At 64.7% G+C, this 6,735-nt stretch carries 7 protein-coding genes; 3 read left to right on the top strand and 4 right to left on the bottom strand.

Features of this window, described 5'->3' with window-relative positions; translation table 11 throughout:
• The 4 genes from ACXJL8_RS29605 to ACXJL8_RS29590 all read right to left on the bottom strand — a co-directional run.
• Positions 1-630: branched-chain amino acid ABC transporter permease (locus ACXJL8_RS29605; protein ID WP_456686063.1), on the bottom strand; the 630-nt coding region annotated here is incomplete at its 3' end.
• A complete protein-coding gene (locus tag ACXJL8_RS29600) occupies positions 630-1,508 on the bottom strand; it encodes a branched-chain amino acid ABC transporter permease (RefSeq protein ID WP_456619240.1) in 879 nt (292 codons plus the stop codon). The genes ACXJL8_RS29605 and ACXJL8_RS29600, both read right to left, overlap by 1 nt.
• 151 nt (positions 1,509-1,659) lie before the next feature.
• The gene (locus tag ACXJL8_RS29595) at positions 1,660-2,904 is read right to left on the bottom strand and encodes an ABC transporter substrate-binding protein (RefSeq protein ID WP_456686062.1); all 1,245 of its coding nucleotides are present in this window, start codon (positions 2,902-2,904) and stop codon (positions 1,660-1,662) included.
• Between the two features lie 89 nt (positions 2,905-2,993).
• Positions 2,994-3,809 (bottom strand): putative hydro-lyase, encoded by an 816-nt coding sequence (locus ACXJL8_RS29590; protein ID WP_456686061.1) that lies wholly within the window; start codon positions 3,807-3,809, stop codon positions 2,994-2,996.
• Between the two features lie 119 nt (positions 3,810-3,928).
• Between ACXJL8_RS29590 and ACXJL8_RS29585 the strand changes: the two genes are divergently transcribed.
• The 3 genes from ACXJL8_RS29585 to ACXJL8_RS29575 form a co-directional block, all read left to right on the top strand.
• The gene (locus ACXJL8_RS29585; RefSeq protein WP_456619243.1) at positions 3,929-4,846 is read left to right on the top strand and encodes a LysR family transcriptional regulator; all 918 of its coding nucleotides are present in this window, start codon (positions 3,929-3,931) and stop codon (positions 4,844-4,846) included.
• Between the two features lie 32 nt (positions 4,847-4,878).
• Complete coding sequence (locus tag ACXJL8_RS29580; protein ID WP_456619244.1) at positions 4,879-6,129, top strand: allantoate amidohydrolase; 1,251 nt, start codon at positions 4,879-4,881, stop codon at positions 6,127-6,129.
• Positions 6,130-6,147: 18 nt separating this feature from the next.
• The coding region (locus tag ACXJL8_RS29575; protein WP_456686060.1) for an NAD(P)-dependent oxidoreductase at positions 6,148-6,735 on the top strand (588 nt) is incomplete at its 3' end.

Here is a 6,735-nt window from a genome sequence, read left to right as displayed (position 1 = left end):
CACGACGACGCCGAGGCTCTCGGCCGCTTCCGGATTGTCCTTCACTGCGCGCCACCAGAAACCCCATTTGGAATCTTCGAGCCACCAGGTCACGAACCAGGCGAGGCAGCACAGCACCAGAGCGAAATAGAAGTACGGCAGCTTGCTGCGCAGAAACTGGAATTTCAGCCAGCTGTCGCCGCGCACCGGAATGGTGATTCCCATCGCAGCCCCCGCCCATTCCCAGTTCTGGAACAGCAGCAGCCCGATTTCGGCGATGACGATGGTCGCGATCACGAAGTAATGGCCGCGCAGGCGGAAGAAGGGATAGCCGAGCCCCATCGCGATGACAGCCGCGATCACGCCGCCGGCAAGCATGCCGAACCAGGGCAATACGCCGAACTTGGTGAACAGGAGCTCGGTGGTATAGGCGCCGATGCCGAAATAGAGCGCATGACCGAGCGAGATCTGCCCGCAATAGCCCGACAGGATATTCCAGCTCTGCGACAGCGCCGCGTACATCAGGGTCAGGATCAGGATGTTCTGGACGTAGACATCCTTGACGAACAGCGGCGCCAGCGCGGCGAGCGCGGCCAGCACCGCGGCGATGATCAGGTCGCGGCGGCGCCGCGCGGCAAAATTCTTGTCCATCACATCGATCCGAACAGGCCACGCGGCCGGATGAAGACGACGAGCAGATAGACGGCGTAGATGCCGACCGATTTCAGCGACGGCGGCAGCACCAATGCGGTGACCGCTTCGACGAGGCCGACGATGATGCCGCCGGCGAAGGCCCCGAAGACGCTGCCGAAGCCACCGAGCGCCACCGTGACATAGGCGATTAGCGCAAAGGACGCACCGACGTCCGGGTAGATGTAGAAGAACACCGCCATGATCGCGCCGGCGAGGCCGACCAAGGCGGCGCCGAGGCCCCAGCCCAGCGCAAACACGCGGTTCTTGTCGATGCCGACCAGCGCAACCGCGCCGGGATCCTCGCGGGTCGCCTCAAGCGCGCGACCAAAATCGGTGCGGTTGATGAAGAAGTAGAGGCCGGCAAAGGCCGCGATCGACACCAGCGCGCCGATCAGCTGCGGCTCCGGCAGGAAGATGCCGGCGACCGAGATGGTTTTGCCGCCGAGCCAGGACTGCGGGATGCTGCGGTAGTCCGGCGTGAAGAAGAACTGCGCGAGCCCGCGCATCACGATGGCAAGGCCGAAGGTGGAGAAGATCTGCACCATGCCGGCGTTTGCTTTGGCGCGCATGGCGAAGCGTACAATCAAGAGGTAGACGACCGCCCCGAACACGAACAGGGCTGCGGCGACCAGCGGCGCCGACAGCAAGGGGTCGATGGCGAAGAACGCGAACAGGAAGAAGCTCGCATACATCGCGATCATCAGGAACTCGCCATGGGCGAAATTCACGACGTCCATCAGGCCGAAGATCAGCGCGAGGCCGACCGCGATCAGTCCGTAGAGCAGGCCCATGAGAAGGCCGCTCGCGAGACTCTGGATAATGGCTTGGGCTGTCACAAGTCGTCCCCCATAATACGCCCTCGTCCTGAGGAGCGCGCCCCAGCGCGCGTCTCGAAGGATGGGCCCACCCTCGTCCTTCGAGACGCGGGCTGCGCCCGCTCCTCAGGATGAGGGCGGGAGCTAAGTCTGAGCTCCCGCTCTTCGCACCTTACTTCATCGGCCAGATCGCCTCGGCGATCGCGGCTTGCGGCGGGAAGATGGTGACGAACTTGCCACCGACATATTGCAGCAGCACCGGGTCGGCGTCGTTGTTCTGGCCCATCTCGTCGAACTTGACGCGCTTCCAGGGCATGATGRTCTGCTCGCCCGGGATGTCGGTCGCCGCCAGCGCATCGCGGATCTTCTCGCCATCGGCCGATTTGGCGCGGTTGATCGCGTCGGCGAGGATGATCAGGCCCATGAACTGGCGCGAGGTCAGGTCATTGAGGTCCTTGCCCGACTTCGCCTTGAACATCTCGTTGATCTTGCCGACCATCGGGCGCTTCTGCGCGAGGTCGAGCGAGAAGGTGCCGCGCGAGATGACGCCTTCGAGCTTGTCGCCGACGGCGTCATAGAGCGCCTTCTCGGAGAAGCCGGCGTCCTGCGCCACGATCGCGTTCGGCTTGTAGCCGAGCTCGGCCATGGTCTTGACCAGCAGGATGCCGTCGGTGGTGTAGCTCGACGGCATCAGCACGTCGGCGTTGGCGGTCTTGAGCTGCTGCACCTCGGCCGACAGCGACGGCGAGTTGGCGCGGTACTTGATGTCGGTGACGATCTTGTAGCCGCGCTCGCCGGCGATCTTGGCCTGGGCGTTGCCGGAATCGGTGCCGAAGATGGTGTCCTCGTGGAACAGCGACAGCGTCTCGATCTTGGCGCCCTTCTTCTTCATGGCGTCAAAGAAGTCGAACATCGCGGCCGAGTACATCTCGTCGTGCGGGGACGCGCGGAAGTAATATTTGAGGCCGCGGCGATGCAGGCTCGGCGACGAGTTGTCGGCGGACACGAACGGGATCTGGTAGCGTTCGCAGATCTGGCTCACGGTGACCGCGACCGCGCTCTGATAGGTGCCGATGACGGCGGAGACCTTCTCCTGGGTGATCAGGCGCTCGGCCTCGGCGCGGCCCTTCTGCGGATCGGACTGGTGGTCGGCGAACACGAGGCGAACCTTGGCGCCGCCGAGGCCCGGCAGGCCCTCGCCCTTGGCCAGCGGCAGGTCGAAATCGGTGTCCTTGTTGATGACCTCAAGCGCGGTCTCGTAGGCCTTCTGCGCGTCGACGCCCTGCTGGGCGCTGCCGCCGGAGAACGGATAGATGACGCCGATCACGACTTCCGATGTCTGTGCGCGCGCCGCCAGCGGCACCAGCGCGGCAGTGGCGGTGGCACCTAGCAACACGTCGCGGCGAGTGATCGTCATGGCAAAGCCCTCTGTTTCTGAATTTCGATTGATCGAATGAAGTGATTGATGGATGCGGTAAAGCCCGAAGAAGCAGCAAACGCTGCCCATTAAATCACGGCCATGGTCCTGTTCTTCAGATCCGTCACCAGCATCAAGCCCGGCGAATGCGTGATCGCGAACGGCAGCTTGGCGGCGTTGATGACCGATTGCGGCGTGACGCCGCAGGCCCAGAACACCGGGATCTCGTCGTCGGCGACAGGAACGGGATCACCGTAGTCGGGCTTGGCGATGTCCTTGATGCCGATCAGATGCGGATGACCGAGATGCACGGGCGCGCCGTGCACGGCGGGATAGCGCGAGGTGATCTGCACCGCGCGGATCGCATCCGCCGGCTTGAACGGACGCATCGACACCACCATGGGACCGGCGAATGGACCGGATTCACCGCACGCGATGCTGGTGCGGTACATCGGCACGCGCACGTTCTGTTCGATGTGGCGGATCGGCATGCCCTCGTCGAGCAGCGCCTCTTCGAATGAGAAGGAGCAGCCGAGCACGAAGGTCACGAGATCCTCGCGCCAGTATTTGCTGACGTCGGTCGGCTCGTCGACGACTTCGCCGTCGCGCCAGACGCGGTAGCGCGGCACGTCGGTGCGGATGTCGAGATCGGCGCCGAGCGCGGGAATGTGGGGGCTGCCGACGTCGGACATGCCGATGATCGGGCACGGCTTCGGATTGAGCTGGCAGAAGYGGTGAAAGGCGCCGGCGTATTCCGCCGGCAGGATCGCCAGATTGCCCTGGACGAAGCCGGGGGCGACGCCGGCAGTCGAGCCGACCTCGCCGCCGCGATAGGCGAGCCGCGCCTGGCGGCTCGGGAGGGCGTCGGGCGTTTCAGTTTGCTGCACTGCCACCAAAACAGTCATGTGATCGACCTGCCTATAAACTCGACAAAGACAGCCAACACCAAGCGTGCTATAAAGTCTAATCTTCCTTTCTAATCAATATCGATAAAKATTCTTTATCGATCGGGAAAATCCTTCCAATGCTGGACTTCAGATCGATCGAGACGTTTCTCTGGGTTGTGAAGCTCGGCAGCTTTCGCGGCGCCGCACAAAGGCTCAATACGACCCAGCCCGCGATCTCCCAGCGCATCGCCCAGCTCGAGCGCGAGATGGGCGTAAAACTCCTCAACCGCGACCATCGCGTGGCTTCGCCGACGCCGAGCGGCCGGCAGATGATGGTCTATGCGGAAAAGCTGATCGGCCTGCGCGCTCAGATGATGGCCGAGGTCGGCGATCGTTCGGCGATGCGCGGCGTGATGCGGCTCGGCGTCGCCGAGACCATCGTGCACACCTGGCTGCCGCGGCTGGTGAAGAGCGTGAACCAGGTCTATCCGAACCTGTCGCTGGAGATCGAGGTCGACATCACGCCGAACCTCACCGCGCGCCTGCTCGCGCAGGAGATCGAGCTTGCCTTCGTGGTGGGACCGCTGTCGACCTCCGGCGTGCATAATCGCGTGCTCGCCGACTATCCAATCGGCTTTCTCGCGAGCCCCTCGCTCGGGCTCGGCAATGGCCCGGTGACGCGCGCCGACCTCGCGCGGTTTCCGATCATCACCTTCCCGCGCAAGACCAGGCCGTATGAGGTCGTGCGCGAAGTGTTCGACCGGCCGGAGCTGCCGCCGATCCGGCTGCACGCCTCCGCTTCGCTGGCGACCGTCATTCACATGGCGGTCGAGGGGCTCGGCGTCGCCGTGATCCCCGACGCCATCGTCGAGAACGAGCTCGCGGACGGGCGGCTGCAACTGCTCGATACCGATCTGAACATCGCGCCGCTGACGTTCACGGCGAGCTGGCTCGCCTCGCCCGACGTCGTGGCGGTGGAGCGCGTCGCCGAGCTTGCATGTCAGATCGCGCAGAGCAGCCTCGCGGTTGACGCGCCCGCGCTGGCGCGTCATTGAAAAAGACGCCGGACCACTGAGAGACTGACCGCATGAGCCGAGCCGCCACCAACCTGCAAATCGATTCCGCCCGCCTCTGGGGCTCCATTCACGAGACCGCGCAATTCGGCGCGACGGCCAAGGGCGGTGTGCGGCGATTGACGCTGAGCAGCGAAGACAAGCAGGTGCGCGACTGGTTCCGCAAGGCTTGCGAGGACGCCGGCCTCGAGGTGCATGTCGATGCGCTCGGCTCCCAGTTCGGCCTGCGCAAGGGACGGGACATGTCGAAACTGCCCGTCGGCATCGGCTCGCATCTCGACACGCAGCCGACCGGCGGCAAGTATGACGGCATTTTGGGGACGCTCGGCGCGCTCGAAGTGATCCGCACGCTGGACGATGCCGGCATCGAGACCGAGGCGCCGATCTGCGTCGTCAACTGGACCAACGAGGAAGGATCGCGCTTCGCGCCAGCCATGATGGCGTCCGCGGCCTATGTCGGCGACTTCACCACCGACGACATCCTGTCGCGCAAGGACGCCGAGGGCACGACCGTCGGCCAGGCGCTCGACGGCATCGGCTATCGCGGCGACAAGCCAGTCGGCTTCCAGAAGCTCGGCTGCTTCGTCGAGCTGCACATCGAGCAGGGCCCGATCCTGGAGGCGGAAGGCAAGACCATCGGCGTGGTCGATTCCGGCCAGGGCGTGTTGTGGTACGACGGCAAGATTTCCGGGTTCGAGAGCCATGCGGGCTCGACGCCGATGCCGTTGCGGCGCGATGCGCTGGCGACACTGTCGGAGATCGTGCTGGCGATGGAGGCCATTGCCAGGAAGCACGGGCCGAACGCGGTCGGCACCATCGGCGAAGCCGTAATCGCAAACCCCTCGCGCAACGTCATTCCCGGCGAGATCGCCTTCACCATGGATTGCCGCAGCGCGGATGGCGCAATCATGGATGCGCTCGATCGCGACCTGCGCGCCGCGATTGCCGAGATCGCCGCGCGCCGCAAGGTCGAGGTCACGATCGACCTGGTCTGGCGCAAGCCGCCGACGCACTTCGATCCCAAGCTCATTGCAGCCGTCGAGAACGCGGCCAAGACGCTCGGCTATTCCTCTCGCCGCATCACCTCCGGCGCCGGCCACGACGCCTGCAACCTCAACACCGTCATGCCGGCCGCGATGGTGTTCGTGCCCTGCAAGGACGGCATCAGCCACAACGAGCTGGAGGATGCGACGCAGCCCGACTGCGCCGCTGGCACCAACGTGCTGATGCATACCGTGCTGGCGATCGCCGGCGTCGCATCCTGATTTCAGCGGAGTAGCGCCATGCGCGGAGTTTTCGTCGACGCCAACGAAGCCCTGGCCGTGATCATGGAGCGGCTGGAGCAACCCGGCGATCCCAAGGTGCGGATCCACCGCGATCCCGACATCAAGCCCGAGCAATATCCTGAGATCCTCGACGGCGCCGAGATCGCCATCGTCGATCATACCGCGCTGCCGACCGAGGTCGCGAAGAAGTGCGCAGGCCTGAAGCATGTCGTCTTCCTCGGCACCGGCGCGCGCAGCTATATGAACCCCGAAGAGCTCGCCGAACTCGGCATCTCCGTGCATCTGATCAAGGGCTATGGCGACACCGCGGTGGCGGAATCCGCGATCGCGCTGATGTGGGCGTCGGCCCGCGTCATCGCGATGATGGATCGCGAGATGCGCGGCGGCAACTGGCTGCGCGAGGACGGCATGCAGCTCACCGGCAAGACGCTCGGTCTCATCGGCTTCGGCGGCATCGCCGCGGAAGTCGCGCGCATTGCATCGGGCAGCGGCATGAAGGTGATCGCCTGGAACCGCTCGCCGAAGAGCCATCCGGGCGTGGAGTTCGCCGATCTCGACACGGTGCTGGCAAGGAGCGACGTGGTG

The organism is Bradyrhizobium sp. P5_C11_2 (assembly GCF_054049755.1).
This window is presented reverse-complemented; position numbering and strand designations above follow the sequence as displayed.

Coding starts and splice junctions, on each gene's coding strand:
- ACXJL8_RS29585 (WP_456619243.1), top strand. CDS start 3,929: ATGCTGGACTTCAGATCGATCGAGACGTTTCTCTGGGTTGTGAAGCTC.
- ACXJL8_RS29580 (WP_456619244.1), top strand. CDS start 4,879: ATGAGCCGAGCCGCCACCAACCTGCAAATCGATTCCGCCCGCCTCTGG.